The 26656-nt window shown below is 64.1% G+C and carries 24 protein-coding genes and 1 tRNA gene; 10 read left to right on the top strand and 15 right to left on the bottom strand.

The genetic code is table 11. The features are described 5' to 3' along the window. Window positions 1-33 precede the first annotated feature (33 nt). Together XF30_RS17625 and XF30_RS17620 are read right to left on the bottom strand one after the other, a co-directional pair. Window positions 34-1074, bottom strand: coding sequence for a serine/threonine protein kinase (locus XF30_RS17625; protein ID WP_244608966.1), 1041 nt, complete (start codon window positions 1072-1074; stop codon window positions 34-36). A gap of 283 nt (window positions 1075-1357) precedes the next feature. Then, window positions 1358-1603, bottom strand: coding sequence for a hypothetical protein (locus XF30_RS17620; protein ID WP_036013565.1), 246 nt, complete (start codon window positions 1601-1603; stop codon window positions 1358-1360). A 697-nt stretch (window positions 1604-2300) separates the two neighbouring features. On the opposite strand from XF30_RS17620, the gene XF30_RS17615 reads away from it, so the two are divergent. Next, window positions 2301-2516 (top strand): hypothetical protein, encoded by a 216-nt coding sequence (locus XF30_RS17615; RefSeq protein WP_074448160.1) that lies wholly within the window; start codon window positions 2301-2303, stop codon window positions 2514-2516. Between the two features lie 986 nt (window positions 2517-3502). Here XF30_RS17615 and XF30_RS17605 read toward each other — a convergent pair. Continuing rightward, window positions 3503-3587: transfer RNA gene (locus tag XF30_RS17605), tRNA-Leu, on the bottom strand. A 196-nt stretch (window positions 3588-3783) separates the two neighbouring features. Further along, entirely contained in the window at window positions 3784-4026 is a 243-nt protein-coding gene (locus tag XF30_RS17600) for a FliM/FliN family flagellar motor switch protein (protein WP_018647371.1), read from the bottom strand. An 82-nt stretch (window positions 4027-4108) separates the two neighbouring features. Between XF30_RS17600 and lipB the strand changes: the two genes are divergently transcribed. Next, window positions 4109-4846 carry a lipoyl(octanoyl) transferase LipB gene (lipB, locus tag XF30_RS17595; RefSeq protein WP_036013562.1) on the top strand — a complete coding sequence of 246 codons (738 nt, stop codon included), beginning with the start codon at window positions 4109-4111 and terminating at the stop codon, window positions 4844-4846. A 197-nt stretch (window positions 4847-5043) separates the two neighbouring features. After that, complete coding sequence (locus XF30_RS17590; RefSeq protein WP_109143409.1) at window positions 5044-5757, top strand: DNA helicase; 714 nt, start codon at window positions 5044-5046, stop codon at window positions 5755-5757. 45 nt (window positions 5758-5802) lie between these two features. Here XF30_RS17590 and XF30_RS17585 read toward each other — a convergent pair whose 3' ends face one another. Next, the gene (locus tag XF30_RS17585) at window positions 5803-6225 is read right to left on the bottom strand and encodes a tautomerase family protein (protein WP_109143408.1); all 423 of its coding nucleotides are present in this window, start codon (window positions 6223-6225) and stop codon (window positions 5803-5805) included. 112 nt (window positions 6226-6337) lie between these two features. Here XF30_RS17585 and XF30_RS17580 point away from each other — a divergent pair, with 112 nt between their 5' ends. Continuing rightward, the gene (locus XF30_RS17580) at window positions 6338-7192 is read left to right on the top strand and encodes a LysR family transcriptional regulator (RefSeq protein WP_109143407.1); all 855 of its coding nucleotides are present in this window, start codon (window positions 6338-6340) and stop codon (window positions 7190-7192) included. A 4-nt stretch (window positions 7193-7196) separates the two neighbouring features. Here the strand turns inward: XF30_RS17580 and XF30_RS17575 are convergent, their stop codons facing one another. The 3 genes from XF30_RS17575 to XF30_RS17565 are packed head-to-tail and all read right to left on the bottom strand — an operon-like array spanning window position 7197 to window position 9869. Continuing rightward, the gene (locus XF30_RS17575; RefSeq protein ID WP_109143406.1) at window positions 7197-8633 is read right to left on the bottom strand and encodes a TIGR01777 family oxidoreductase; all 1437 of its coding nucleotides are present in this window, start codon (window positions 8631-8633) and stop codon (window positions 7197-7199) included. Continuing rightward, window positions 8630-9295 (bottom strand): DUF4166 domain-containing protein, encoded by a 666-nt coding sequence (locus XF30_RS17570; protein WP_109143405.1) that lies wholly within the window; start codon window positions 9293-9295, stop codon window positions 8630-8632. Before XF30_RS17570 ends, XF30_RS17575 begins: the two co-directional genes overlap by 4 nt. Window positions 9296-9311: 16 nt before the next feature. Further along, window positions 9312-9869 carry a GbsR/MarR family transcriptional regulator gene (locus tag XF30_RS17565; protein ID WP_109143404.1) on the bottom strand — a complete coding sequence of 186 codons (558 nt, stop codon included), beginning with the start codon at window positions 9867-9869 and terminating at the stop codon, window positions 9312-9314. Between the two features lie 140 nt (window positions 9870-10009). On the opposite strand from XF30_RS17565, the gene XF30_RS17560 reads away from it, so the two are divergent. Continuing rightward, window positions 10010-11527, top strand: coding sequence for a PAS domain-containing hybrid sensor histidine kinase/response regulator family protein (locus XF30_RS17560; protein ID WP_109143403.1), 1518 nt, complete (start codon window positions 10010-10012; stop codon window positions 11525-11527). A 44-nt stretch (window positions 11528-11571) separates the two neighbouring features. Here the strand turns inward: XF30_RS17560 and XF30_RS17555 are convergent, their stop codons facing one another. The 4 genes from XF30_RS17555 to XF30_RS17540 all read right to left on the bottom strand — a co-directional run bounded on the left by XF30_RS17555 (window position 11572) and on the right by XF30_RS17540 (window position 16167). After that, window positions 11572-11871 (bottom strand): acylphosphatase, encoded by a 300-nt coding sequence (locus XF30_RS17555; RefSeq protein ID WP_036029132.1) that lies wholly within the window; start codon window positions 11869-11871, stop codon window positions 11572-11574. Beyond that, window positions 11868-12737 carry an isocitrate lyase/PEP mutase family protein gene (locus tag XF30_RS17550; protein WP_036029130.1) on the bottom strand — a complete coding sequence of 290 codons (870 nt, stop codon included), beginning with the start codon at window positions 12735-12737 and terminating at the stop codon, window positions 11868-11870. The genes XF30_RS17555 and XF30_RS17550 overlap by 4 nt, the downstream gene beginning before the upstream one ends. Window positions 12738-12900: 163 nt before the next feature. Next, window positions 12901-14916, bottom strand: coding sequence for an acetyl-CoA carboxylase biotin carboxylase subunit (locus tag XF30_RS17545; protein ID WP_109143402.1), 2016 nt, complete (start codon window positions 14914-14916; stop codon window positions 12901-12903). Window positions 14917-15096: 180 nt separating this feature from the next. Continuing rightward, the gene (locus XF30_RS17540; protein ID WP_109143401.1) at window positions 15097-16167 is read right to left on the bottom strand and encodes a zinc-binding metallopeptidase family protein; all 1071 of its coding nucleotides are present in this window, start codon (window positions 16165-16167) and stop codon (window positions 15097-15099) included. Between the two features lie 217 nt (window positions 16168-16384). Between XF30_RS17540 and XF30_RS17535 the strand changes: the two genes are divergently transcribed. Both XF30_RS17535 and XF30_RS17530 read left to right on the top strand, forming a co-directional pair. After that, window positions 16385-18862, top strand: coding sequence for a hybrid sensor histidine kinase/response regulator (locus XF30_RS17535; protein ID WP_109143400.1), 2478 nt, complete (start codon window positions 16385-16387; stop codon window positions 18860-18862). Window positions 18863-18987: 125 nt separating this feature from the next. Next, the gene (locus XF30_RS17530) at window positions 18988-20238 is read left to right on the top strand and encodes an arsenic transporter (RefSeq protein WP_109143399.1); all 1251 of its coding nucleotides are present in this window, start codon (window positions 18988-18990) and stop codon (window positions 20236-20238) included. 9 nt (window positions 20239-20247) lie between these two features. Here the strand turns inward: XF30_RS17530 and XF30_RS17525 are convergent, their stop codons facing one another. Both XF30_RS17525 and XF30_RS17520 read right to left on the bottom strand, forming a co-directional pair. After that, on the bottom strand, window positions 20248-21612 hold the full coding sequence (locus XF30_RS17525) for an MFS transporter (protein WP_057029694.1): 1365 nt from the start codon (window positions 21610-21612) through the stop codon (window positions 20248-20250). 120 nt (window positions 21613-21732) lie between these two features. Continuing rightward, window positions 21733-22497: a GntR family transcriptional regulator gene (locus XF30_RS17520; RefSeq protein WP_109143398.1), complete on the bottom strand. Its 765-nt coding sequence runs from the start codon at window positions 22495-22497 to the stop codon at window positions 21733-21735. 178 nt (window positions 22498-22675) lie between these two features. Here XF30_RS17520 and XF30_RS17515 point away from each other — a divergent pair, with 178 nt between their 5' ends. Genes XF30_RS17515 through XF30_RS17505 form a run of 3 tightly spaced genes read left to right on the top strand, consistent with a single transcriptional unit; the run spans window position 22676 to window position 25713 of the window. Then, window positions 22676-23875 (top strand): mandelate racemase/muconate lactonizing enzyme family protein, encoded by a 1200-nt coding sequence (locus tag XF30_RS17515; protein WP_109143397.1) that lies wholly within the window; start codon window positions 22676-22678, stop codon window positions 23873-23875. 12 nt (window positions 23876-23887) lie between these two features. Continuing rightward, window positions 23888-24655 (top strand): glucose 1-dehydrogenase, encoded by a 768-nt coding sequence (locus XF30_RS17510; RefSeq protein WP_109143396.1) that lies wholly within the window; start codon window positions 23888-23890, stop codon window positions 24653-24655. 26 nt (window positions 24656-24681) lie between these two features. Further along, on the top strand, window positions 24682-25713 hold the full coding sequence (locus XF30_RS17505) for an L-idonate 5-dehydrogenase (RefSeq protein WP_109145752.1): 1032 nt from the start codon (window positions 24682-24684) through the stop codon (window positions 25711-25713). Here XF30_RS17505 and XF30_RS17500 read toward each other — a convergent pair. Beyond that, complete coding sequence (locus XF30_RS17500) at window positions 25703-26587, bottom strand: DUF3280 domain-containing protein (protein ID WP_109143395.1); 885 nt, start codon at window positions 26585-26587, stop codon at window positions 25703-25705. The two genes, XF30_RS17505 and XF30_RS17500, sit on opposite strands and share 11 nt — an antisense overlap. Window positions 26588-26656: the final 69 nt, after the last annotated feature.

Genomic DNA, 26656 nt, shown 5'->3' with positions numbered 1-26656 from the left:
CGCAAGCAATTGCAGAGGCTCCTGACCGCGCTGCTATGCCTTGCCATTGCACAGATCCACAAGCAGGCGCCGAGCCTCTCCGGCCTCGCAGTAGGTGAGTTGAAGCGATTGCGCACCCGCGACAATCCGCCTTAAAGCAAGAAAGCCAGTCTGCGACAGTCTACCATCGCTGGCGAATGCGTGCTCGATGAGCCGCCTCATCGAATCCAAACGATCTATTTCGGTTAGTTCGGTCGGACCGCTCGCGACCCGGTTCAAGAAGATGATCCAGCCTGCGGAGAAGCTTTCGTTCTGCGCATCAGGAATGGGTACGTACCGCACCCGAACGCCGTCGGAGCGGCAATGCGTCGCATCGTAGCGGTCGCCATGTAGTCGCGAGAGCAAGTCCCACGATCCTTCCTTGAGGGTGAGCGCAAACGGTACTCCGCAGATCGTTCCGTCACCGCCAACCAGCGCGACGTCATCGCCAGCGTACCGAAATCCGGCGTCCACCAGCTGCAATGTGAGGGTAGACTTTCCTGCTCCCGGATGGCCGCATAACAACAGGCCCATGCCGTCGTTCACGAGAGAAGCGGCATGAAGGGAGAACACCCAGCGAATGTTTCGAATAAGCCGCTCGGTGACGTGAGCTTTGATCGTAGGGGCTAGTGCATCGACTTCGCATCTGGAAATGCTGGAATCTTCTGCGCGCAAGAACACTTGTTCATCCAGCATCATTGCCTCGATCGCGATGTCGCCGTCGCCGCCGGCACTCTGGTCCGACACACTGAATGGCGACAGCAGCCGCCTCAAGAGGTCCGGATTTGCAGCCCGGATGTCTATTCTGTGGCGACCCAGATGAGCTGAGAAGGCGCAATCGGTCGGCATTCGCCAATCGCCTTCGAGCAACGCTCGATCGACCCAGATCTCTACGACCTGTCGCGTGAACTGGCGTGCCGTGTGCTCGTCAATGCCTTGCGCCGCAAGCCCCCGATAAATGTCTCCAAGCGAGGAGCCTTCCCCTAACTTGCACCAGATGAATGCCCCTACTCGGTCGAGTTCAAAAATCTTCTGCCCCGCTTCGCTGAAGATCATTGGTCGACCATCCAACAGCGCGAATACTGCATCCGGAGCCGGTCTCAATACTATCTCTGCCGACGATCTTTCCAGCACGGCTTCCACCAATGTGAACCATTCTGCCTCGCCTGTACCGGCGAGGCGGCGACAGCCTCCGGGATGCGATGTTGTCGCGGCACCGGACAAGCGGACCCGCCGCCACCTGCGAGACTCAATCTAACCCGGTCTGCGGCGCCTGCGATTTCGTTCACCCGAACACACGCCACCGGTCCGGCTCGTTTGGACATGTCAATCCGGCTGGTCATGCCGCGAGCTGACCGTCCTTGCCCCCGTCTTGAGGAGAAATGTTCAACCCCTGCTCTCCCATGAGGCTCGGCCTGGCGATCGACCGATGAGCATCCAATAGGTACCGATAAGCTTCGCGATCGGCACTCCGTTCTCTTAGAATGCGTTCCTTCTCGCCAATGCTGACCAATTCTGCGCGCATCTGAGCCAGCTGCAGCGTCTCCGAGGTGAGGTTGTACTCGTTAAGAATTAATTCCCACATTGTCTCCTCCAGCCGAAGAAACCTAGACGAGTGTACCTTACGTGATCGGCAGCAATTAACCAACGAGATTTGCAGATTTTGCTTATAATCAAAATTTGTTTCATATTTGAACCTCGGGCGAGCATTCAATACCGTGACAAAGCGCAACCACGTGCCGAACCGACTTGAGAATGGTGGCCTGCAGAAGCCTACGAGAAAAGGGACTGACGTTTTTCGGTAATGCATCGCGCCGCGCAAAAAAATAAATCAGCCGAGAGTCGTAAATCAGACCGACAAGGCGAGTTTTAATTTGCACAAATAATAAAAAAGAGAATAGTTAATGGACTGCACCGAGGGGAGTGACACCAGTGATGCGGTTGGCTGATCTGTCCGTCGAGAGGAAATTGATGGTTTTGTCGCAGGGGGAACGTTCGACACGAAGTCGCGGGTATTTCGACATGACGGTTATTAGGCGCCTCCCAGAAGCGTTCGGTTGAGGTCGGACATTATTCAGAGTTGCGGCGAAAGCCCGCAGCTATCCCAAGAATTCGCCAAGCAGGAATCCGGTCGGTTGGAGAAGCGTCGTCACGAGCAAGCTGCCCTTTTGCTCGAACAACGACCCCAGGTGCGATGCCCCCCAAGTCACCCGCACCGACGAGAGCGCACTCCAGCCGGCCGGCCCTTTTTCTCGACAAATACGTGTTTCAGGGAGGCTCGTATGGGCATGATCATGGTCAAGTGTCCGCAATCCGGCCGCGCGATTCCGACCGGCATCAAATCCGATCGTGAGACTTTCCTGCGAAGCATCGTGTTTTTCGGCAATACTCTTTGTCCGGACTGTCGGGCCAATCACAACTGGTTTGCCCGCGAGGCCTGGGTCGAGGAGCCGATCGTCAGAACAGTAGAGGTAGCTCGTACAGCGCCAACGTGCTGATGCAAATGACGCGCGCGCTTCGGAGAGTGTGTTGATATTCCCCTTCCGATAGCGCGTTGCTGTTGCAATGCATTGCAACCATTTAGAATATTTTCGCGCATTGTCGTAAAACGAACCGACGCCCCCGGTGGCCATCGCTTAGACGTTGTTGGCACGTCGCCACAAATCCGAGCTTCCGTCACGAATTCGGCAAAGGCCTGTTTGGGGGTGTTGTAGTGAGTAGTGGGATTTCCAGCCTGGCTGTTCTGCGTGACACAAGAATCGAGCTCGTCAGCCTGCTGGCCCAATTGAGGCGGCTCCGCGAGAGAGTAAGAAGGGCGGAAGCACGGCGCTCGGGACAAAGACGACGATCATCGTCGGCATCGCGCGCCCGAGGCCGCCGAGCATGAGACATCGCACGCAAGGCATCCGCAGTTCAGGGGCAATTGTGACGACTATGCTCCCTGGAGTTGAAGGCCAGCATGGAATTGCAAACGCTCTTCTGTATCCCCGTTAGTGTAGGACCGCTTCATCGATGCCCAACGGGCGAGGAGAACGATAACGAGCGACCGTATCGCCTCTTTCGTTCCCATTATGTTCTAGCTGGGTATGTCTGACCGACCCGCGAGCTGGCGCATGCCAAACCCGCAACTGACAACCGTCCTCGCCAGACACCTCCCGAGACCTGAACGTGTGCAACCTCTACTCGATGACGAAGAACGTGGACGCGATCCGCCGCTTGTTTGGCGAGCTCAACAGCAGCGTCGGCAACTGAGCATGCCAGGCATTTTCCCGGATTACCCCGCCCCCAATCGTCCGCAACGTGCCCGACGGGCGTGAGGTCATTGCGGCCAGCTCTCCGCTGAAACTCATCATTACTTAGGATGGGGGGTGAAATCTTGAGGGCAACGAGCAAGCCACACAGTGAGCTTGCGTTCACTTTCGACGGCTCTTGCACACTCGTATTCACCGCCACGGTGGGCAACCCGCCAGCGATTTGCAAATTGTGGTGCGCTCGGAGGGACTCGAACCCCCACGGTGTTACCCACTGCCACCTCAAGGCAGCGCGTCTACCAGTTCCGCCACGAGCGCTAGGAGATGCCGGCCTGAGGTCGTTCGGGCGGCCGGATCAGCGGCGCCGATCTAACAAATCCATCAGGGGGATACAAGCCTGCAAAAGCCCTGAATTCCACAAGCTTGGCAGGAAAAACGCCGCCCTTCCCCAGGAGATCGGCCTTATAGGATACCCAGGCCGCTACCGCTTGCCCGGTCCCGTGTGACCGGGGGCCTACCGCGTCCCCGGCGAGCGCGGCAGCATCTGCTTGACCTCGACCGCGATTCTGTTGCGGTCGACCAGCACAACGCCGGAGGCGACCGGCAGATTATTGGCGAGCACCTTGACTTCGTCGGCCTCAGTTGCGTCCAGCTCGATGATGGCGCCGCGGGAAAGACGTAATACTTGATGGATCGGCATCGTGGTCGTCCCGAGGACGACCATGAGATCCACGGTGACTTTGTCGAGAGTGGGCACTGTCAGGACCGCCGCAACTTGAGACTTGGGACTTGGGACTCTTCATTTGCTCCAGAGATGATCACCACGTTATGGTTAGCCAATGGTTAATTCCCCTGAAAGCCACCGCCAAGACCTCGATTTGACGTCGTTTTCCGCCGCAGGCGGCGAAGTCGTCGAATGGCGGATTTCGGATGCCCCGGTGCCCTATCCGGAGGCCGTGGCCGCCATGGAGGCGCGTGTCGCGGCGATCGCCGCGGGCGAGGCCCCTGAACTGGTCTGGCTGTTGGAACATCCCCCGCTCTACACCTCCGGCACCTCGGGCAAGGAAAGCGACCTGCTCGATTCCCGATTCCCGACCTTCGCGACAGGGCGCGGCGGGCAGCTCACCTATCACGGACCCGGCCAGCGCGTGGCCTACGTCATGCTCGACCTCAAGCGCCGCCGGCCGGACGTGCGGGCCTATGTCGCGAGCCTGGAAGAGCTGATCCTGAAGACGCTCGCCGCCTTCAACGTCCGCGGCGAGCGGCGCGAGGACCGGGTCGGCGTCTGGGTCAGGCGGCCCGACAAGGGACCTGGACACGAAGACAAGATCGCGGCGATCGGCGTCCGCCTGAAGCGCTGGGTCTCGTTTCACGGCATCGCCATTAATGTCGAGCCGGAGCTGTCGCATTTCGCCGGCATCGTGCCCTGCGGCGTCGTCGACCCCCGTTACGGCGTCACCTCGCTGGTCGATCTCGGCCAGCTCGTGACCATGGCCGACGTCGACATCGCGCTCAGGCAGGCGTTCGAAGAGCTGTTCGGACCGACCCGCGCGCTGCTGCCGGAAGCGGCAGTCTAATACTTTTTTTGTTGAGCCGACCGCGCCGCTCTCCGACCGTCGCGGAATCAGCTACGCTTCATTTCGGTGCCGCCCACGCCTCCTCCCTCCGCCGGGAAAGCAGACCTCATGCCGGGCGAGTTGATCATCGGCCGACTGTTCGAGCGCCAGGCATAAGGAGGGGTTGCGATCCATGCTCGCAATGGGAGGTTTTGACGATGAAACTGTCTGCGCCCATCTACCATCTGAAGCGCAAGGCCAGGCGCCTGTCCCGCGAGGCCGGCATTCCGCTCCACGACGCGCTTGACCGCATCGCTGCGACGGAGGGCTTTTCCGCCTGGAGCATGCTCGCGGCGAAAGCAGCCGCACTGACGCCGGCGAGCAAACTGTTCGCGCAGTTCCGGCCGGGCGATTTGGTGCTGGTCGGGGCCCGTCCCGGCCAGGGCAAGACGTTGATGAGCCTCGAACTTGCCGTCGAAGCCGTGAAGTCCGGCCATCGCGCCGCATTCTTCTCACTGGAGTACACCGAGCGAGATGTGTTGGACCGCCTCCGTGCGATCGGCGTGGAGCCCACACAGTTCGACAAGCTGTTCGAGGTGGATTGCTCGGACGCAATCAGCGCCGATTACATCGTCAAGCAGATGGAAGCGGCGCCGCGCGGCACCTTCGTCGTGATCGACTATCTGCAACTGCTCGATCAGAGGCGGGAAAACCCCGACCTGACGGTGCAGGTGCGGGCGCTGAGGTCGTTCGCGCGCGACACGGGGCTGATCGTCGTCTTCATCTCGCAGATCGATCGATCCTATGATCCCGCAGCGAAGCCCTGCCCCGATCTCAGCGATGTCCGCCTGCCCAACCCGCTGGACCTGACGCTGTTCGACAAAACATGCTTCATCAACAAAGCCGAAGTGCAATTCCGCGCGGCGAGCTGATGGCTGCAGGCCGCGGGTGAGATGGCTCACCCGCGGCCTCTCGCATCACGCCGCCTGCAGCGAAACCTCGAGCTTGCCTGCGATGTAGCGTCGCTCCTGGGTCAGGCCGCCGAAGCCGTAGGCGTCGCCCTTGACCTCGTCGACATGCAGGTAGGTCTCGGGATGCAGCGGGCCCAGGATCTCGGCCATGCGCTTGAACATGGCGGCGAGATAGGTTGCCTTCTCGTCCTTGGTGTTGGTGCCCTCGGTGACGTGGATGTCGATCCAGTAGCTCGCGAGCTTCTGCTCGGCGAGCGACTTGCCGCCAGCGAACCAGTCGCCGGCATCCACGGACTTCACGATGATGGCGGTGACCTTGGGATCCTTGTGCAGGATATTTGCGGTGAGCTCGGATACCGCGCTCGCGATATCGGCCTTCAGCGAGGGGGACTGGCGGGACGTGGTGTAAGATACGGTGATCAGGGGCATTGTCGTTCTCCTCGATAAGCTGCGCAAGTTGCGCGGCGTTGGAGGAGAAACTAGACCTGTCGCTGTCATTTTGGTATCTTATCTATCCTGATATCAGTGATAATGATTTATAATGAACCCCACACTCGACATCGCCACCGTCCAGGCCTTCCTTCTGGTCGCCGACCTTCAGAGCTTCACCCGCGCCGCCGAAGCGCTCGGCACGACGCAGGCCGCCGTCAGTCTCAAGCTGCAGCGGCTGGAGACATTGCTGGACAAGCGCCTCGTCGAGCGCTCGCCGCGCGCAGTCCGCCTTACCGCCGATGGCGCCGCGTTCCTCGATCGCGCCCGCGCGTTGATGACGGCACACGATCTCGCGCTGTCGGGCGACGCGCCGGCCGCGCAGTCGCTCTCGCTCGGCATCTCCGATCACGCCGCTGGCCCCGAATTGGTGCCGCTACTTGAGCGCCTGCACGCCATGTCGTCCAACCTCACCCTCGCCGTCACCATCGGCTTCTCGCGCGAGATGCAGGATGCCTACGATGCGGGCGAGCTCGATGCGGTGATCGTGCGCCAGGAAGGCAGCCGCCGCGGCGGCGAAAAATTGGCCGAGGACGAGTTCGGCTGGTTCGCCGCACGCCGCTTCACCCTGCCGAAAGGGGAGCCGTTGCCGCTCGCAACGCTCGCCCCGCCCTGTGGCGTCCGCGCCGTCGCCGTGCGCGCGCTCGACAAGGCCGGCATCTCCTGGCGCGAGCGCTTCGTCGGCGGCGGCGTCACCGCGGTGGTCGCGGCCGCGCTAGCGGGGCTTGCGATCGCGCCGCTGGCGCGGCGTATCGCGCCGCCCGGGCTGATGGACATCGGTCCTGCGCACAAGCTGCCGAAGCTCGGCAGCTCGAAGGTGATGCTGCATTCGAAGGTCAGCGATCCTGCGAAACTCGCGGCGCTGCGTGCGGTGGCGGCGACATTTCGGAGTGTGGCGCCGACCTGAACGCTCACAAGATCGCCTCGAATGCACTGCGCAACGTCTCGTGGCGGAACACGAAGCCGCGGCTCAGCGCCTTGTTCGGCAGCACGCGCTGGCCGCCGAGCAGAAGCTCGTCGGCAAAGCCGCCGCCGATCCGGCGCAGCAGGCCGCCGGGAATGCGGAACACGACGGGCCGGTGCAGGCGGCGGCCGAGCTCTTCGGTGAATTTCGCGTTGGTGACGGGGATCGGCGCCGTGGCGTTGACGGGACCCGACAGATCCGGCGTCGCGATCAGATAGGCGATCAGCCGGATCAGATCGTCGCGCTCGATCCAGGACATCCACTGCCGCCCGGTGCCGAGCGGGCCGCCGAGGCCGAACTCGAATGGCGTCAACATGCGCGTGACGAAGCCGCCTTCCGTGCCGAGCACGAGGCCGATGCGCAAATACACCACGCGCACGCCGAGCTCCTCCGCCGGCCGCGCCGTTGTCTCCCAGGCCGCGCACAGCTCGTGGCTGAAGCAGGCATGCGACTTTGCCGATTCCGTCAGCACCTGGTCGGCCCAAAGGCCGTACCAGCCGATCGCCGAGCCGCTGATCAGCACCTCGGGCTTGCGCGCGAGCCGCGCGATCAGCTTGACGATCTCGCCGGTCGTGTCGATGCGCGAGCCGATGATCTTCGCACGCTTCGCGTCGGTCCAAAGGCCGTTGCCGATCGGCTCACCCGCGAGATTGACGACGGCGTCGATTGGCGTGTCCGCGGCGAGCTGGTCGAGGCTGGTGATCAGCGTCACGGGAGGCGGCAGCATCTGGGCTTTCGCGGGATTGCGGATCAGCGCAATGACGTGATGTCCTGCCCCGCTGAGGCTTGCCGCAAGCCGGCTGCCGATAAAGCCGGTGGCACCTGTGATCAGCACGGTCTTGCGGCCGGGTAGCTGTTCGACAAGTCCGGCCGCCGGCACGCTTCGCATGCGGGCGAGCCGCCGCACCGCCGCGAAATCCCTGAGGCCGCACAGTGCCGCGCCAAATGCGCAGGCGGTCGCGGCGATGCTGAGCAGGCCCTGATAGACGACGATCACGCTGACGGGCTGCATCGCCCAGGCGATTAGCACGGGTATCAACAGCACCAGAATGGCGCCGTAATTGATCGCAAGCAGCGTGTGATTGATGCGCTCGCTCGGCGGCAGCTTGCGGCTGAGGTCCTCCTCGATGAAATCCATCAAGGTGATGACGATCTCGGCAACCAGCACCACGACGATCAACAGCGCCAGCACGCCGTGAACCTCGAGCCAGCCGAGCACCAGGAACAGCAGCGCATAGAGCATGTTGCGGATGCCGTGCAGCTTCAGCTCGAAGCGCTGCGACGGTCGCCAGGCCAGGCGCTCGGTGAATTCGTGGTGATATAAGGTGTCGAACACGCCCATCACGATCTGGATGGCGATGAGCGTCCACAACAGCGGCGTCATGATACGGCCTCCCTGAACAGGACGGATTGATGGATCAGCGCGCCGCGACGCGGGTGAGTGACATCGAGGGTGAAGCGGAAAGCGCCCTCGCCGAGATCTCGGTGCGTCACGGTGAGCTCGCCCGGCGTCAGCCAGCCCGGCAGCGGAAGCCACAGCCGTCCAAGCTGGAGGCCGTAGCCGGCGCTGCGAAAGGTCAGCACCTGATCCTCGACCGCGATGCGCAGCGCCATCGACACGCCGAAGCGGACATATTCCTCGAGCCCGGTCGGACCGGCAAAACGCTTGGCGGAATGGATCACCTGCGGAAAACCGCGCTTGCGCGCGCAGATGCGCGTCCAGGTCTGGCCGCCGGTCGCGCCGTCCTCGGTGACCGTGACGATCATGGGCACGCCGATGTCGCGGCCGGTCGGCAATGGTCCGCCGATCAGGCGTGCGGCCTGCGCAAACCACCAGCCGAAATCGCTGAAGGCGATCTCGTCGACCACGCCGACATAGACGATACTGTCGCCGTCGGCGACGCGTTTCGAGAAGCGCCGCCATGTCGCGAGCGGCAGGCGGCCCCAATCCTCGTCCGACAGCAGCGCGCGGAAACGCCGGTCGTCGAGCAGTCTTACGTGAGCGGAGGTCGATGCGTTGGAGCCCGATAGTCTTGCCGACGTCATCGCAACCTCCTCGATGCTATTTGACCTTGCCGATCGGCAGCAGGTTGGCGATCTTCTCGCCAAGCCGCATCAAGGCGACCAGACGCGGCCGCGGCACTTTCAGCATCTGCATGAACCAGTGGTCGGCGAGCTCGGTGAACGCCAGCATCTCCTTCAGGCGCTTGGCTGCGACGGGACTGATGCCGGGATCGTCCGTGGCATCGGACACGCAGGCGCGAAGGGCCGCGATCGCCGGGTCGATCTCCCGCTCCTTGCGCCGCGCCGCGATCCTCGCGGCGATCTCCCAGATGTCGGTCTCGGCCTCGTAATGGTCGCGGCGATCGCCCAGGATCGGGACCCGCCGGATCAGGTTCCAGGCGAGCAGCTCCTTCAGCGAGTTGGAGACGTTGGACCGCGCCATGCCGAGCGTGTCGGCGATGTCCTCGGCGGTCATCGGCGCCTCGGCGAGATAAAGCAGCCCGTGAATCTGGCTTACCGAGCGGTTCACGCCCCACTCGTCGCCCATGTCGCCCCAGTGCAGGATGAAGCGCTCGACGGCGGCGGGGAGTTTCTTTTTTTCGGTTATTTCTGTCATGACAGAAATATCTGACGAACTTGCTTTCTTGTCAAGGACCCGCCTTGCATACGGTCCGTAAAGCTTGCCTAGAAATGTCCCACAGGGCGGGAACCATCTCGCGGATGCCGCGTTTGTTCCCGTCGAGGCGGGGTCCGGGAATGGTCGAAAAGTTCAGTCAACAGAGAGACCTGTTCGAGAGCGAGCGCAGTTTCCGGCTGTTGGTTGAGGGGGTTGCCGACTACGCCTTGTACATGCTCGACCCTAACGGGATCATCACGAGCTGGAACGTCGGCGGCGAACGCATCAAGGGTTATTCCCCCGAGGAGATCCTCGGCCAGCATTTTTCCCGTTTCTACACCGAAACCGACCGCGCCAATGGCAAGCCGGCGCGGGCGCTCGGAATCGCGCGCGAAAAGGGCCGGTACGAGGAGGAAGGCTGGCGCGTCCGCAAGGACGGCACGTTCTTCTGGGCGAGCGTCGTGATCGACCCGATCTACGAGGACGGCAGGCTGATCGGCTTCGCCAAGATCACACGCGACATCACAGAGCGCCGCAATGCCCAGCTCAAGCTCGAGGCGATGCAGAAGCAGTTGGCCGAGTCGCAGAAATTCGATGCGCTCGGGCAGCTCACCGGCGGGGTCGCCCACGACTTCAACAATCTTCTGATGATCATCAGCGGCAGCCTTCACATCCTGAAGAAGGGCGCTGCCGACGATCCCAAGCTCGAGCGAGCCATCTCGGCGATCGACACCGCGACCAAGCGCGGCGCAGCGCTGACCAACCAGCTCCTCACCTTCGCGCGGCGGCAAAGCGTCAACCCGCAGGCGATTGATTTTAGCGAACGCATCGCAGCCATTCGCGAGGTGCTCGACGCGGGCGTCGGCAGCTCCGTGCGTCTCGCTTTCGAGATCGACTCCGGCACCTGGCCGATCAAGGCCGACGTCTCCGAGCTCGAGACCGCGCTGCTCAACCTCGTCATCAATGCGCGCGACGCGATGCCGGACGGCGGCACGGTGACGATAGGTGCGCGCAACGTCATGCTGAACGAGGCCCCCCTCATCGGCGATTTCGTCGCAATCGACGTCCGCGATACCGGGCTCGGAATTCCTTCCGACGTTCTCGACAAGATCTTCGAGCCGTTCTTCACGACCAAGCCGATCGGAAAGGGCACCGGCCTCGGCCTTTCGCAGGTCCACGGCTTCGCCCACCAGGCCAGTGGCACGGTGAAGGTCGCGAGCGAGCTCGGCAAGGGCACGACATTCACCATCGTCCTGCCGCGCGGCACAGATGTGCCGTCGCGGGAGGTACCGGAAGCGGCGTTCCGCGGCAGCGGCACGGTGCTGCTGGTCGAGGACAATCCCGACGTCGCGCTGGTCAGCATCGGTCTTCTGGAGCAGCTCGGCTATCAGGTGCGCCGTGTCGCCGATGCCGAAGCGGCATTGCGCGAGCTCGAGAGCGATGGCGTCGACTTCGTGTTCTCGGACATTGTCATGCCCGGCAAGATGGACGGCCTCAGCCTCGCCCATCACCTCCGTCAGATCCGTCCCGGCCTGCCGATCCTGCTCGCCACCGGCTACAGCGAGGTCGCCGCCGGCGTACGCGGCGATTTCCCGATCCTGCGCAAGCCCTATGAGATCCACGAGCTGAGCGAGGCGATCGCGAAATTGCCGAGGTGACGGCTTCTTCATCTCTCCCCGCTTGCGGGGAGAGCGCGATATATCTACACCGTCGGCAGCACCGAAAACGCTTCCCCTGCCCTGCGCAAATTCAGCTCATCCACGCTTGCCGTCTCGCTGGTGACACTGTCGACGCGCGAGGACGGAGGGCCGTGGCGGCACAGCGCGACCATGTCGGCAACGTGCGTCGGGGCGCCAGCGAACAGCGCTTCCACGCTGCCGTCCCGGCGGTTGCGGACCCAGCCTTCGAGGGCATACGCGATGGCCTGAGACTCCACCCAGGCTCGATAACCGACGCCCTGCACGCGGCCGCGGATCATGACCTGGAGAATCGCCCGACTCATGTCTTCTTCCATCCGAGCAAATCGGAGCTGCGCGCCTTGACCGCGGCCTCGCGCGTAACGCGCGCCATCAGCTCCGACGATGCCAGGCCCTTGAGGCTTTTTGGCGCCATGCCCTCGCGCAACGCCTTCTGCGTCTCGTAGACGGCTTGCGTCGCGGCGGCGATCGGTGCATGGCCCTGCAGCGCGATGCGCACGCGTTGACTCGCAAGATAATCGAGCCCGCCCAATTCCTCAGACGCGCCGCCGAGCACGATCGGCAGCCGCGTGGCGGAGACGATCGCCTCGAGCTCGGCGCGCGACTTGATGCCGGTGAAAAACAGCGCATCGACGCCGGCGGCCTCATAAGCCTGGGCGCGGCGCACCGCATCCTCGATCGAGGTGATCGCGGCTGCGCCTGTGCGGCCCATGATGACCAGCGAGGGATCGCCGCGGCCGCCAAGCGCCGCCTCCATCTTGCCGACGCCCTCCTCCAGCGAGATCAGCTGCGCCTTCGTCGCACCGAATGCGGCCGGCAACAGCGTGTCCTCGATGGTGAGGCCGGCCGCGCCCGACGTCTCCAGCTCCTGCACCGTGCGGCGCACGTTCAGCGCATTGCCATAGCCGTGATCGGCGTCGACGAGCACCGGCAGCGCCGAGGCCCGCGACATCCGCCGCATCTGCTCGGCAAGCTCGGTGAGCGTGATCAGCGTGACATCGGGATCGCCGAGCACGGCGAGCGAAGCCACCGATCCGCCGAACATGCCAAGCGGAAAGCCGAGATCCTCGGCAATCCGGATCGAGATCGCGTCATAGACCGAGCCGGGATGGACGCACGTCCCGCCCGACAGGATCGATCGCAGTTTCTCGCGGCGGGAACGAAAGGCCATGGTTGCCCTCCCAATTATTGCGACGCAGCCGCAACGTACTCCGTCATTGCGAGCGCAGCGAAGCAATCCAGTGTCTTTCCGCAGAGGCAGTCTGGATTGCTTCGCTGCGCTCGCAATGACGGTGAGCTTGGGGCCCGGCAAGACCCCACTCACATCTTTTATCTTACGCAAACTCCAGGATCAGCGCGTCCACCGCGAGTGTCGCGCCGGCGCTGGCGTGGATCTTCTTCACGGTTCCGTCCTGTTCGGCGCGCAGCACGTTCTGCATCTTCATGGCTTCGACCACCGCCAGGGTCTCGCCGGCCTTGACCTCCTGCCCCTCGCTCACCGCGATCGAGATGACGAGGCCCGGCATCGGGCAGAGCAGCTTCTTGCCGCTGTCGGAGGCCGTGGTCACCGGCATCAGCCGCGCGGAGGCCGCCTCGGCCTCGGTCCAGACATAGACCGGCACCTCGACGCCCTGATGCGCGAGGCGGATGCCGTTGGCGATCGGGCGGGTCTGCACGGCGACGAACTGACCGTCGATGGTGCCCTGCCAGACCGGATCGCCCGGCTTCCACGGCGACTGCAACAGATGCGTGTTGCCGGCCTTGCCGTCGGCGTCGATGAAGCGGATCGTGATCGCTTCGCCTTCGCGCGCGACCTCGAGCAGGATCTCCTGGCGGTCGAGCCAAACCGCGCGACGCCGCTCGCGCTGCACGACGCGGCCGCCCATCTGGCCGGAGATCTGCCGCTTGCGCGCCCCCAGCACGTGATCGATCGCGGCGCCGACCGCGGCGATGCGACGCGCGACCTCGCCTTCGGGCACGCGCACCGCAAAACCCTTGGGGAATTCCTCGGCGATGAAGCCGGTCGAGAGCCGTCCCTCGCGCCAACGCGGATGATGCATCAAGGCCGACAGGAACGGGATGTTGTGGCGGATGCCATCGACATAGAACGAGTCCAGTGCAGTCGCCTGCGCCTCGATCGCCGCCGCGCGCGAGGGCGCATGGGTGACGAGCTTGGCGATCATCGGATCGTAATGGATCGAGATCTCGCCGCCCTCCTGCACGCCGGTATCGTTGCGGATGGTGATGCCGTCCTTGCTGGCCTCCGCCGGCGGACGATATTTCACGAGGCGTCCGATCGAGGGCAGGAAGTTGCGGAACGGATCTTCCGCATAGAGGCGCGATTCCACCGCCCAGCCGGTCAGCGTGACGTCCTTCTGCGCGATGGCGAGCTTCTCGCCGCTCGCGACGCGGATCATCTGCTCGACGAGATCGATGCCGGTGACGAGCTCGGTGACGGGATGCTCGACCTGGAGGCGCGTGTTCATCTCCAGGAAGTAGAAGCTCTTGTCCTGGCCTGCGACGAACTCGACCGTGCCGGCGGAATCGTAGTTCACGGCCTTGGCCAGCGCGACCGCCTGCTCGCCCATCTTGCGGCGGGTCGCCTCGTCCAGCAGCGGCGACGGCGCTTCCTCGATGACCTTCTGGTTGCGGCGCTGGATCGAGCATTCGCGCTCGCCGAGATAGATCACGTTGCCGTGCTTGTCGCCCAGCACCTGGATCTCGATGTGGCGGGGATCGACGATGAACTTTTCGACGAAGACGCGGTCGTCGCCGAACGAGGCCTTTGCCTCCGCCTTGGCGAGGTTGAAGCCCTCGGCAACCTCGGCTTTGGAATGGGCGATGCGCATGCCCTTGCCGCCGCCGCCGGCGGAGGCCTTGATCATGACGGGGTAGCCGATCTCGTCGGCGATCCGCACCGCGTGCTTGTCGTCCTCGATGACGCCGAGATAGCCCGGCACGGTCGAGACTTTTGCTTTTGCGGCGGCCTTCTTGGACTCGATCTTGTCGCCCATTGCGGCGATCGCGCCGGGATTCGGGCCGATGAAAACGATTCCTGCGGCTTCCAGCGCGCGCGGAAACGCCTCGCGCTCGGACAGGAAGCCGTAGCCGGGATGCACAGCCTCGGCACCCGTCTTCCGGCAGGCCTCCACGATCTTCTCGATCACCAGGTAGCTCTCTGCCGCGGCCGGCGGGCCGATCAGCACCGCCTCATCGGCCATCTCGACGTGGAGGGCATCGCGGTCGGCCTCGGAATAGACCGCGACCGTCTGAATTCCCATCTTGCGGGCAGTCTTGATGACCCGGCAGGCGATTTCGCCGCGATTGGCGATCAGAATGCGTTTGAACATGCTTTTCTTGAGTCTCGACCTTGGGCGGGACCCTTCCCTGGCCGTTGGGGCCTTTGGGAGGGGCCGTGTGGCTCCCGTGGTACATCAAAATGGGCCGGAGGCAACGGTCTAAATCGGGCCGGCTTTGGCGTACCAGCGCAAGACCGAAATGGGCCCCGGCGCGCCTGCCGTGCGGCATCCCTAGGACTTTCCGGCCTTGGCCGCGTCCCGGACCAGGTCATGAATGAAGCCCAACTTGCCGACCACCGCGGGCGACAGGATGAAGGGATAGAGGTCGCGCAGGCCCATGGCGCGGTTGACGCTGTTCATGGCGAAGGTGAAGGGCAGCCATGCGTTGACCAGCGCCTCGACATCCCTGGCCTCGTACGGGTTGAAGCGGATGCGCGCCGTCAGCTCCCCGTCGCGGTCGACCTTGGGACGCACCTCCATGCCGAACTCGGCGGCCATTTCGAGGGCATCGACGATGTGGAGGTAGTGCGCCCAGGTTTCGGCGAAATCCTCCCAAGGGTGGGTCGTGGCATAGGCCGAGACGTAGTTCTGCTGCCAGTCCGGCGGCGCGCCCTCGGCATAATGGCGCCGCAGGGCCTGGCCGTAATCGGCGCTATCGTCGCCGAAGACGGCGCGGCACTGGTCGAGCTTGCCGCCATCGCGCACCAGCACATCCCAGAAGTAATGTCCGACCTCGTGGCGAAAGTGCCCAAGCAGCGTCCGGTACGGCTCGCCCATCTCGAGCCGGCGCCGCTCGCGCTCGATGTCGTCGGCCTCGGTCAGCGCGATCGTGATCAGGCCGTTGTCATGGCCGGTCATGACCTTCTCGCCGCTGTGCGGATCGTCGGCGAGGAAGTTGAAGACCAGACCATGCTCGGGATTGTCCTGGCGGGTCTGGAGCGGCAGCTTCCAGCGGATCAGGGAATAGAACAGCCGGTGCTTGGCCACCTCCAGCTCGCGCCAGCCGGCGAGCTGCGCCGGATCCGAAAGGTTCGGCACGGTCCCGTTGTGGCGGCAGGCGCGGCAATAGCCGGTGCTATCGCCTGCGTCGGTCAGCCAGTTGCAGGCGTCGTACTCGGCATTCCGGCACAGCATCCGGCTCTCACTCTTGTCGGCGAGGATGCTCCAGGCGTCTCCGTCGGCCTCGATCGCCGACATCGTCTCCTTCTCTGGCAGGAAGGCGATCCGATGGCCGCAGCGTTCGCAGGCGCGGTTCTCGAAATAGAGGACGTTGCCGCAGGCCTGGCAGATAAAGAGCTTCAAGATTTAGCCTCGTGGGAAAGGAAAGCCTATGAGCGCGCTGGCACCTCGCGACGACGCCTCAATCCGCCGATCGTTCCAGTATTCGGAACAAATTGCCAGACCGGACGTTACCACCGCGTACTTCTCTGCGTTCAGGCGCGCGCCCCCATTTCCCGGCACCACCTGCCCTCTAAACAATGGCCATCACGCTCCGTCTGTGTGAATATCGGTCCGGCACGTGCGCACCTGCATGACAACGGCCGATGCCTTGAACGAACCCTTGCCCGAGACCATCGCCGCCGAAAGGCTGCGCCAGCACCTCGAAGACGTCGCGCGCGAGCGCGACAATGCCTATCGCGCGCTGCAGGAGCGCGAGGCCGAGCTGGCGCGCATCCAGCGCATCGGCAAGGTCGGCGGCGTCGAGGTCGATTTCCGCGAAGGCTTCAAGAACCGACGTTCGCCCGAATATCTGATGATCCACGGCCTTCCGCCGGAAGCCGCCGAGGAGTCGCACGAGGATTGGGTCAACCGTATCCATCCCGACGACCGCGACGCCACTGTCAAGCATTTCTTCGAAGCGCTCGCCGGAGCGAGCGAGGACTATAGCGCCGAATACCGCATCATCCGTCCCAGCGACAGCGAGACCCGCTGGATCCGGGTCGTCGCAAAGATCGAGCGCGACAAGGACGGCCGCGCCATCCGGCTCGTCGGCGCTCATATCGACATGACCGATCAGGCGCTGGCGCGCGAGACGCTGCGCGAAAGCGAGGAGCGCTTCCGGCTGATCGCCGACAGCGCGCCGGTGCCGATCTGGGTCACCAAGCTCGACCGCAAGCGGTCCTTCGCCAACCAGGCCTATGTCGATTTCGTCGGCCTGCCCTACGACCAGGCCATCGACTTCGACTGGCGCAAGGTGCTGCATCCCGACGACCTGCCGCACGTGCTGCAGCAATCCGTCCAGGGTGAAGCGTCCCTCAAACCCTTCGTGCTGGAAGCGCGCTACAAGAACGCCAGCAGCGAATGGCGCTGGCTCCGCTCGGAATCGCAGCCGCGCTGGGATGCGACCGGCAAGCATATCGGCTTCATCGGCGTCGCCCACGACGTCACCGTCGCCAAGCAGGCCGAGATCGATCTCCGGCGGCTGAACGAGACGCTGGAAGAGCGCATCGCCGAGCGCACCGCCGAGCTCGAAGCCAACGAGGCGCGGCTGCGCGCGATCCTGGAGACGAGCAATCAGTATCAGGGCCTGGTCAATCTCGAGGGCCAGCTGGTCTACGCCAACAAGACCGCGCTCGCCGGCATCAAGGCGAATTCCGCGGACGTGGTCGGAAAGCCGTTCTGGGACACACCCTGGTTCACCGGCACGGAGGGCATGAGTGCCGCCGTGCGCGAGGCCTTCGACACCGTGCTCAAGGGCGAACCCGTGCGGCTGGAGATGCGCCTGCGCCTTCCGATCGGCGAGCGCGATTTCGACTTCGGCATGCGTCCCGTGCTCGACCGCCAGGGCAACATCACCGGCGCCGTGCCCGAGGCGGTGGACATCACCGAGCGGCGCCGCGGCGAGGAAGCGCTGCGGCAATCGCAGAAGATGGAGGCGATCGGCCAGCTCACCGGTGGCGTCGCGCACGACTTCAACAATCTCCTCACCATCATCCGCTCTGCGACCGATTTCCTGCGCCGCCGCGAGCTGCCGGAGGAGCGCCGCCGCCGCTACGTCGATGCCATCTCCGACACGGTCGAGCGCGCCTCCAAGCTGACCGCGCAGCTTCTGGCCTTCGCGCGCCGGCAACCGCTGAAGCCGCAGATCTTCAACGTCGGCAGCCAGGTCGAGGGCGTGGCGCAGCTGGTGCGGCCGCTGGTCGGCGCCCGCATCGAGATCGCCGTCGAGGTTCGGGATGCCGATTGCTTCACGGTGGCCGACATCGCCCAGTTCGAGACAGCGCTGATCAATCTCGCCATCAACGCTCGCGATGCCATGGACGGCGAAGGCCGCCTCACCATCGCCGTGCGCAAGGTCTCGGGAATACCGAGCCTGCGCGCACAATCGGCGCGCCGCGGCGACTATGTCGCGATCTCCGTCACCGACACCGGCAGCGGCATCGCGCCGGAACATCTCGAACAGATCTTCGAGCCGTTCTTCACCACCAAGGAGGTCGGCAAGGGCACCGGCCTCGGCCTCAGCCAGGCCTTCGGCTTCGCCAAGCAGTCCGAGGGCGACATTGCGGTGACCAGCGTGCAAGGTGAAGGCGCCACCTTCACCATCTACCTGCCGCAGGCGCAAAGCCCCACCACGGAGAAGGAAGCCGCGGCGCTGAGCCACGAGGCGGCCACGACCGGGCGTGGCTATCGCGTGCTCGTGGTCGAGGACGACGACGAGGTCGGCCGCTTCTCCACCGAGCTCCTGGAGGATCTCGGCTATGTCGTCCGCCGCGTCGCCAATGCCAACGCGGCGCTGGCGATCCTGGGCGAGAATGAATTTGCCGTCGACCTCGTATTCTCCGACGTCATCATGCCCGGCATGAACGGGGTCGAGCTCGCCGGCATCGTCCGCGAGCGCTATCCGGGCCTGCCCGTGGTGCTCACGTCCGGCTACAGCAACGTGCTCGCCGAAAACGCCCATCGCGGCTTCGAGCTGATCCAGAAGCCCTATTCCGTCGAGTCGCTCTCGCGCATCCTGCGCAAGGCGATCATGGAGAAGCTGTCAGTCGCAAGGTGAGTGTCACATTCGCGAGAAGCAGCCACGAATTCCAGTCTGTTGCCGCGGCAAGACTCTAGGGGAAGACAGCCCTTCCCGCATCGGTTATCGATGCCGAATGACTGACCGAACCTCAAGGACTGAACGTGCCGTCTGACGCCATCTGGGCCTGGAGCATCATCTTCGTCGCGACCGCCTGCGTCATCATCCGGCCGTTTCGCCTGCCCGAGGCGATTTGGGCCGCGATCGGCGCGAGCGCCCTGGTGCTATCAGGCTTGCTGCCCTGGCAGGAGGCGCTGACGGGCATCGAGAAAGGCCTCGACGTCTATCTCTTCCTGATCGGCATGATGCTGATCGCCGAGCTGGCGCGGCTCGAAGGCCTGTTCGATTATCTCGCCGCGCTCGCGGTGGAATACGCACGCGGCTCGCCGCAGCGGCTGTTCCTGCTGATCTATCTCGTCGGCACGCTCGTGACCGTGCTGCTTTCCAACGATGCTACCGCGATCGTGCTGACGCCGGCCGTCTATGCCGCGACGCGCGCGGCCGGCGCGAAGCCGCTGCCTTATCTGTTCGTCTGCGCCTTCATCGCCAATGCCGCGAGTTTCGTCCTGCCGATCTCCAACCCCGCCAACCTCGTCGTGTTCGGCGCGCGCATGCCGCACCTGACGGAATGGCTACGCCTGTTCGCCTTGCCCTCGGCGGCGTCGATCCTGCTGACCTACATCGTGCTGCGCCTGACCCAGCACCACGCGCTGAAGGAAGAGACGATCGCGCGCAGCGTGCCGCATCCCAAGCTCGGCCGCGGCGGCAAGCTCACCGCAATAGGCATCGTCGCGATCGGCATCGTGCTGGTCACGGCGTCAGCGCTCGACAAGCAGCTCGGCCTGCCGACCTTTATCTGCGGCGGCGTGACGGCCGCGATCGTGCTGCTGCTCAGCCGGCAATCACCCTTGCCCGTGCTGCGCGGGGTGTCCTGGAGCGTGTTGCCGCTCGTCGGCGGGCTCTTCGTCATGGTGGAGGCGTTGATCAAGACCGGCGTGATCGCGCAGCTCAACGCGTTGCTGCACCAGGCGGTAGCTCAATCGGTCCCGCAGGCGGCCTGGAGCGTGGGCATTGCCACCGCGCTCGCCGACAACATCGCCAACAATCTTCCGGTCGGCCTCGTCGCCGGCTCGGTTGCCGCCGGCGATCATCTGCCGGTGCCCGTCGTCAGCGCGATCCTGATCGGCGTCGACCTCGGCCCCAATCTGTCGGTCACCGGCTCGCTCGCCACCATCCTCTGGCTGGTCGCGCTCCGCCGCGAGAAGATCGAGGTCGGCGCCTGGCCGTTCCTCAAGCTCGGCCTGCTGGTGACGCCGCCGGCCCTGATCGCGGCGTTAGCCGCCGCGATCAGATAGCGCTCATCGTCAGTCGTTCTCGTAGCCGTAGACTTCCGGCAGGATGAAGATCGCGGCAAGCAGGCCTACCAGCGGGAAGATCGCGACCATCAGCGTGGCGTTCGCCTGCCCGATCGCGGCAAACACCGTTGGGAACAGGAAGATCGCCAGGAACGACGGCAGCTTCACGAACATGTAGGCGAAGCCGCTTGCGGTGCCCCGATATCGCGGACGGGCGACCATGGTCGGGATCGTCATGCAGTTCGACGCATCCCAATAATGGCCCCAGAGCATGCCGGCGGCGGCGAACGGCAGCAGGATCTTGTTGTCGGTGTAGAGCGCGAAGGCCGCGACCAGCAGCGAAACCAGCACGATGCCGAAGCCGGCGATGGCGATGCCACGATGGCCGATCTTCGGCGTCAGCAAGGGTCCGACCCAGCCCGACAGGGCGGCGAAAGAGAACAGCGCCATCGTCACCACATTGATGCCAAGCACGCTCGATACGCCGACCATCACAAACAGCACCGGCAGATAGAATGCGAAGGTCGAGAACTCGCTCGCCTGGGCGAAACAGGCGATCCAGCCATAAAGGGTGGCACGCCAGCGAATCGGATCCTTCCTGAGGTCAGCGAGGAATGCGCGCGTGCTGGTCTTGGGAACCTCGACGTCCCGATCCGGCAGCATGTCGAGATTGTCGTTGAACATCTCGCGCGCGACCTGCTTGGCCTCGCGGTAGCGCCCCTTTTGCACCAGCCACACCGCCGTCTCCGGCACGTCGTGACGCATGATCAGGATGATCAGTGCCGGCACCGCACCGAGACCGAGCGTCACGCGCCACAGCATCTCGTGGTTCATGTCGACCAGCAGGAAGATCACGATGACGCCGATGGTGAGAACTTCACCGACGGCGAACATGAACTGCCAGCGGTTGCCCATGACCTCGCGCTCGCCCTTGGCCATGGATTCCATGATGTAGGTGTAGCCGGTCGAGATGTCGGAGCCGAGCGGAATGCCGAGCAGGAAGCGGATCACGACGAGCCAGCCGACGCTGGGTACGAAGGCTTGCGCCAGCGCCAGCACGATGAACAGCACCATCGTCACGAGGAACATCACGCGGCGGCCGATCTTGTCGGACAGCCAACCGCCGAGCAGCGCGCCGATCAGGGCACCGCCCTGCGTGCCCGCGGCGGCGAGGCCGAGCATCAGTGGATCGGGATTGTACTGCTCCTTGATGAAGATCAGCACGAAGGCGATCGAATAGAGGTCCCAGGCCTCGACCAGGATCGAGGCCATCATCAGCCAACCGACCTTGTTGCCTTTGGGACTGTAGTTCGTGATGAGGTAGCGGACCGCGGCTTCGCTCGCGGTCGCCTGTGGCATCGCCATCGTTGACATTCTTCTTCCTTTCTTCAGAACTCTCTAAAGCGCGATGACATCAGGATCTCATCACGCTTTAGCTTGTTGTCTTGCGCATGATTCTTCGGAGAACCGCCTCACACTTTTCCGGATCATGCTCTACGCGCCGAGCAGCGGCTCGATGCTGCAATCGAGCAGGCGCGGATCGATCCCCGCCTCCATGCCCGTAAACATCTCGCCCATGTAGTCGATCAACGCGTCGCTCGCCTTCACCGCCTCCTCGACGCGGCGGTTGGCGACGGCTGCAAGAATGGCGAGATGATGATCGATCGTGCCTGACAGATCCGCCTGCCCCGGCATAAAGCGATGGTGGATGTAACCGATGCGCCGATACAGCGTGTGCAGCGGCCGCAGCGTGTGCACCAGGAACGGCTCGCCGGCGGCCTCCAGCACCAACGCGTCGATGCGGCGGTCGATATGATTGAATTCGTCGAGGGTGAGGCTAGCGCGGCGCTCGCGCAGCAGACGCTCGATGTGCATCGCCTGATTGCGATGCGACAGGGTGGCGCGATCGGCGGCGAGGCGGATCACGAAGCGTTCCATGTCGCGGCGTAAGGCCAGCAGCATGCGCTCGCGCGCCAGATCGATCGGCGCGATGTGCAGGCCGTGACGCGGCCGGATGACGATGAGAGTGTCGGCGGAGAGACGATTGACGGCGTGATGCACCGGCGTGCGGCCGAAACCGGTGATTTGCTGCAATTCCAGCATCGTCATGAATTGTCCGGGCTTGAGCTCGCAATGAACGAGCAGCTCCTCGATCCTCTGATAAGCCAGCTCGAAGAAGTTGAGACGGTTGCGCCGGGAGGGCCTGCCCTCCCCGTCGCCGTGTCTCAGCACCGCGAGTGCGCGCTTGCGCCGTGCCATGCCGTCCTCTCCCGTCCGCCCGCGCTCTCGTTGCTGGGTGGCGCCTTGTTTGTGGCACCCTTAAAACATGTTGTGATATATTACAAGCAAGCGTAAGACGTCGGCACGACCTGCAGCATGCTGCAGCGCAAAATGAGACGTCAGGTGCGAAGCGCCGTTCGATGGGAGGATACTTGCCGTGAAGATCACGTCGATCGAGACATTGCGCACCGAGGAATTTTCCAACGTCATCTGGGTCCGCATCCACACCGACACTGGTCTGATCGGTCTCGGCGAAACCTTCTATGGCGCCAGCGCGGTCGAAGCGCAGATCCACGACACCTTTGCCGGCCGCCTGCTCGGCCGCAATCCCCTGCACATCGAAGCGATCCATCGCGACATGCTGAATCTGCCGATGGCGCAGTCCTCGACCGGCGTCGAATACCGCGCGGCATCAGCGATCGACATCGCGCTGTGGGATCTATTCGGCAAGGTCTGCGGTCAGCCGGTGCACCAGATGCTCGGGGGCCTCTGCCGCGACAGGCAGCGCATCTACAACACCTGCGCCGGCACGCAATATGTGCGCTCGACCAATATCAGCCCAGTGGCCAATTGGAATCTCGGCGCCTCCAAGGGGCCCTATGAAGATCTCGACGGCTTCATGAACCATGCCGATGCGCTCGCCGAAAGCCTGCTCGAAAGCGGCATCTCGGCGATGAAGATCTGGCCGTTCGATCCCGCCGCGCAGGAGAACAAGGGCCTCTACATCACCGCCGCACAGATGAAGCAGGCGATTGAGCCGTTCGAGAAGATCCGCAAAGCCGTCGGCGACAAGATGGAGATCATGGTCGAGCTCCATTCGCTCTGGAATCTGCCGACCGCCAAGCAGATCGCCCGTGCGCTCGAGCCCTACAAGCCGACCTGGTACGAGGACCCGATCCGGATGAACTCGCCGCAGGCGTTGGCCGAATATGCCCGTTCGACCGACGTCTGGGTCTGCGCCAGCGAGACGCTGGGCTCGCGCTTCCCCTACAAGGACATGCTCGACCGCGACGCCATGCACGTGGTGATGGCCGATCTGTGCTGGACCGGCGGTCTCACCGAAGGCCGCAAGATCGCGGCAATGGCCGAGACCTATCACCGGCCTTTTGCTCCTCATGACTGTATTGGCCCGATCGGCTTCATCGCGGCTATCCACATGTCCTTCAGCCAGCCCAACACCCTGATCCAGGAATCCGTGCGCGCCTTCTACAAGGGCTGGTACAATGAGCTCGTCACCACGATGCCCACCATCAAGGACGGCTATGTCTTCCCGATGGAAGGCCCCGGCCTGGGCGCCGACCTCTTGCCTGCCGTCTTCGAGCGCACCGATCTCACCGTGCGCCGCTCCAACGTCTGAGGAATTCTTGAGATGAGCACTTCCCTTTTCGATCTCTCCGGCCGCACCGCGCTCGTGACCGGCTCGTCCCGCGGTCTCGGCCGTGCCATCGCCGAAGGCATGGCCAAGGCCGGCGCGAAGATCATCATCAACGGCGTCGATCCCAAGCGCGTCGAGCAGGCCGTCGCCGAGTTTCGCGCCGCCGGCCCTCAGGCCGAAGGCGCTGCCTTCAACGTCACCGATGAGCCCGCAATCGTCGCCGCCTTCAACGAGTTCGACAGACAAGGCCTCGCCGTCGACATCCTCGTCAACAATGCCGGCATCCAGCACCGCAAGCCGCTGGTCGAGTTCACCACCGACGAATGGCGCAAGGTGATCGAGACCAACCTCACCAGCGCCTTCGTGATCGGCCGCGAGGCGGCCAAGCGCATGATCCCGCGCAAGCACGGCAAGATCATCAATATCGGCTCGCTCGGCAGCGAGCTCGCCCGCCCGACCATTGCGCCCTACACCGCGGCCAAGGGCGGCATCAAGAACCTGACCCGTTCGATGGCGGTGGAATGGGCCCAGCACGGCATCCAGGCCAATGCGATCGGCCCCGGCTACATGCTCACCGACATGAACGAGGCGCTGGTCAACAACGCCGATTTCAACACTTGGCTGATGGGCCGCATCCCCTCCAAGCGCTGGGGCAAGCCGGATGAGCTGGTGGGCGCCGCCATCTTCCTCGCCTCGGATGCGTCGACCTACGTCAACGGCCAGATCATCTATGTCGATGGCGGCATGATCGCCGCGATGTGATCGCCAAGACCACGAAGGAGCAAGCCATGCGCGCCGTCGTCATTCACGCCCCGAAGGATCTGCGGATCGACAATCATGCCGATCCCGCCCCCGGCCCTGGCGAGGTCCGCGTCAAGATCGCCAATGGCGGGATCTGCGGCTCCGATCTGCACTACTATCATCACGGCGGCTTCGGTGTCGTGCGGATTCAGCAACCGATGGCCCTGGGTCACGAGATCGCCGGCGTCGTCGCTGACGTCGGTGACGGCGTCGCCAATGTCAGGCCGGGCACGCGCGTCGCGGTCAACCCGAGCAAACCGTGCGGGGCTTGCCTGCATTGCCAGGAAGGCATGCGCAACCAGTGCCTCGACATGCGCTTCCTCGGCAGCGCGATGCGCTTTCCCCATGTGCAGGGCGGCTTTCGCGAGTTCATCACGGTCGACGCGACGCAGGCCGTGCCGATCTCGGACAAGCTGTCGCTGGCGGAAGCCGCGGTCGCCGAGCCGCTTGCGGTGTGCCTGCATGCCGGCAAGCAGGCCGGTCCCCTGCTCGGCAAGCGCGTGCTGATCACCGGCTGCGGTCCGATCGGCGCGCTGATGATTTTGGTCTCGCGCTTCGGCGGCGCGTCGGAGATTGTTGTCACCGATGTGGCCGACGCCCCGCTCGCGGTCGCGAAAAAGCTCGGCGCCACGCATGCCATCAACGTCGCGACCAATGCCACTGCGCTCGATCCCTGGCGCGCCGGCAAGGGCGTGTTCGACACGCTGTTCGAGGCCTCCGGCAACCAGGCCGCGCTTCGCACCGCGCTCGACGTGCTGAGGCCCGGCGCGACGCTGGTGCAACTCGGCCTGGGCGGCGAGATGACGCTGCCGATCAACACGATCGTCGCTAAGGAATTGCAGCTGCGCGGCACGTTCCGCTTCGATCCCGAATTCGAGCTCGCGGTGCGCCTGATGGGCGACGGCCTGATCGACGTCAAGCCGTTGATCACGGCCACCATGCCGTTCGAGAATGCGGCCGCGGCCTTCGAGCTCGCCAGCGACCGCGCGCAGTCGATGAAGGTCCAGCTTACCTTCTAGGCGCGTCGTTGGCCTGTTGCCCCTCGATCAGCCGGTCGGTGACCAGCCGCACGGCCCCGCGCTTCCAGGAATAGTCGGCGCCCATGCGTAGTCCGCTGTCGCCACGCGCCAGCACCGCGCCGGTCCTGGCATCGCGCACCTGGAAGCCCAGCGTGTATTCGGTGCGGCTGACGCGGCGCACCACGCCGATCAGTGATTGGTCCGCGCCGAGCTTGCGCGCAATGGAGACCTCGCAGCCGCCGCAATCCCGCAAAGCGCCGGCCTTCCCCGCCTCTGCGCCGACCTCGACGATGCGGTAACGGCCGGATTGGCCGAGCGCCTCGCGCACACCGCCAGTGACCTCCGCGAGATATGGCGCATCCGACGCAGCGGACGTCCCCGCTGAGGCGGCCGTCATGTCCTCGAGCTCGAAATCGAACACGGCAAGCGCGACCGGCGCAGGCGTGCCGAGCGCGGCCATGACCTCGCGAGACACGAACATCTGCGCGCGCTCCCATGCTTCGTCATTGTCGCCGCGAAAGCTGTAGAGCTTGTCCAGCACGAGTGTCTTGGCGGCGACGTCGATCACGGCGACCTTGGCCCATTGCACCAGCGTGCTCGTCTTCTGAATGCCGCCGACCACCTTGAACACCGCTCCGTCTTGGACGGATCGCACCAAGCGGTAGCGCTGGTCTGCCTCGATGTCCCTTCGAAGCGCGGCCATGAACGCCGCCAGCCGCCGCTCGTGGGCCGCGGTCTGGTCGGTCGGCTCGCCCGAAGTGTCGGTGTAGCTGAAATCGTCCATGGCGACGCCGATGGCGGCCTGCGCAGCGAGGGGCGAGCAAGAGAGGACGAGGAGGAGACAGGCGGAGAGAACAAGGCGGCAGCGGTGCATGAACGAACCTCGTGGATGGGACGAAAATCTGGACGGGCCGCCTCAGGCCCCGCACCCGTCACCGTCCCG

The sequence above is a fragment of the Bradyrhizobium sp. SUTN9-2 genome (assembly GCF_003122645.1).
In the GTDB taxonomy this organism is placed as follows: domain Bacteria; phylum Pseudomonadota; class Alphaproteobacteria; order Rhizobiales; family Xanthobacteraceae; genus Bradyrhizobium; species Bradyrhizobium yuanmingense.
The sequence above is the reverse complement of the archived record's forward strand: the minus strand, read 5'-3'. Positions and strand labels throughout refer to the sequence as shown.

Coding starts and splice junctions, on each gene's coding strand:
- XF30_RS17525 (WP_057029694.1), bottom strand. CDS start 21,612: ATGTCAACGATGGCGATGCCACAGGCGACCGCGAGCGAAGCCGCGGTC.
- XF30_RS17620 (WP_036013565.1), bottom strand. CDS start 1,603: ATGTGGGAATTAATTCTTAACGAGTACAACCTCACCTCGGAGACGCTG.
- XF30_RS17625 (WP_244608966.1), bottom strand. CDS start 1,074: ATGATCTTCAGCGAAGCGGGGCAGAAGATTTTTGAACTCGACCGAGTA.
- XF30_RS17565 (WP_109143404.1), bottom strand. CDS start 9,869: ATGACAGAAATAACCGAAAAAAAGAAACTCCCCGCCGCCGTCGAGCGC.
- XF30_RS17580 (WP_109143407.1), top strand. CDS start 6,338: ATGAACCCCACACTCGACATCGCCACCGTCCAGGCCTTCCTTCTGGTC.
- XF30_RS17520 (WP_109143398.1), bottom strand. CDS start 22,497: ATGGCACGGCGCAAGCGCGCACTCGCGGTGCTGAGACACGGCGACGGG.
- XF30_RS17585 (WP_109143408.1), bottom strand. CDS start 6,225: ATGCCCCTGATCACCGTATCTTACACCACGTCCCGCCAGTCCCCCTCG.
- XF30_RS17560 (WP_109143403.1), top strand. CDS start 10,010: ATGGTCGAAAAGTTCAGTCAACAGAGAGACCTGTTCGAGAGCGAGCGC.
- XF30_RS17615 (WP_074448160.1), top strand. CDS start 2,301: ATGGGCATGATCATGGTCAAGTGTCCGCAATCCGGCCGCGCGATTCCG.
- XF30_RS17510 (WP_109143396.1), top strand. CDS start 23,888: ATGAGCACTTCCCTTTTCGATCTCTCCGGCCGCACCGCGCTCGTGACC.
- XF30_RS17555 (WP_036029132.1), bottom strand. CDS start 11,871: ATGAGTCGGGCGATTCTCCAGGTCATGATCCGCGGCCGCGTGCAGGGC.
- XF30_RS17505 (WP_109145752.1), top strand. CDS start 24,682: ATGCGCGCCGTCGTCATTCACGCCCCGAAGGATCTGCGGATCGACAAT.
- XF30_RS17545 (WP_109143402.1), bottom strand. CDS start 14,916: ATGTTCAAACGCATTCTGATCGCCAATCGCGGCGAAATCGCCTGCCGG.
- XF30_RS17590 (WP_109143409.1), top strand. CDS start 5,044: ATGAAACTGTCTGCGCCCATCTACCATCTGAAGCGCAAGGCCAGGCGC.
- lipB (WP_036013562.1), top strand. CDS start 4,109: ATGGTTAATTCCCCTGAAAGCCACCGCCAAGACCTCGATTTGACGTCG.
- XF30_RS17575 (WP_109143406.1), bottom strand. CDS start 8,633: ATGACGCCGCTGTTGTGGACGCTCATCGCCATCCAGATCGTGATGGGC.
- XF30_RS17500 (WP_109143395.1), bottom strand. CDS start 26,587: ATGCACCGCTGCCGCCTTGTTCTCTCCGCCTGTCTCCTCCTCGTCCTC.
- XF30_RS17550 (WP_036029130.1), bottom strand. CDS start 12,737: ATGGCCTTTCGTTCCCGCCGCGAGAAACTGCGATCGATCCTGTCGGGC.
- XF30_RS17570 (WP_109143405.1), bottom strand. CDS start 9,295: ATGACGTCGGCAAGACTATCGGGCTCCAACGCATCGACCTCCGCTCAC.